A 451-nucleotide genomic window follows, 5' to 3' on the forward strand; every position below is an offset into this window, starting at 1 on the left:
AGCGTGGTGGTGGGTTCCGTCGTGACGACCGGCCGCGTGATGACCGTCCCGCGTTCCGTCGGGACGACCGGCCGCGTCGCGATGACGAGCGCGGTGGTGGGTTCCGTCGTGACGACCGTCCCCGTGGTCCGCGTCGCGATGATGACCGGCCGCCCTTCCGCCGTGATGACCGTCGTGACGACCGGCCGCGAGGTCCGCGTCGCGATGATGACCGGCCGCCCTTCCGCCGTGATGACCGTCGTGACGACCGTCCCCGTGGTCCGCGTCGCGATGATGACCGGCCGCCCTTCCGCCGTGATGACCGTCGTGACGACCGTCGTGACGACCGTCCCCGTGGTCCGCGTCGCGATGATGACCGGCCGCCCTTCCGCCGTGATGACCGTCGTGACGACCGCCCGCGTGGCCCGCGTCGTGACGACGAGCGTGGTGGTGGGTTCCGTCGTGACGACCG

The 451-nt window shown here is 71.8% G+C and carries 1 pseudogene; it reads left to right on the top strand.

Annotation, left to right across the window (positions count from 1 at the left end):
- Window positions 1–21: 21 nt before the first annotated feature.
- Window positions 22–451 (top strand): annotated as a pseudogene (locus tag E0D90_RS27530) (hypothetical protein); the annotation flags it as partial.

Source organism: Streptomyces otsuchiensis, assembly GCF_004305975.1.
Taxonomy (GTDB): domain Bacteria; phylum Actinomycetota; class Actinomycetes; order Streptomycetales; family Streptomycetaceae; genus Streptomyces; species Streptomyces otsuchiensis.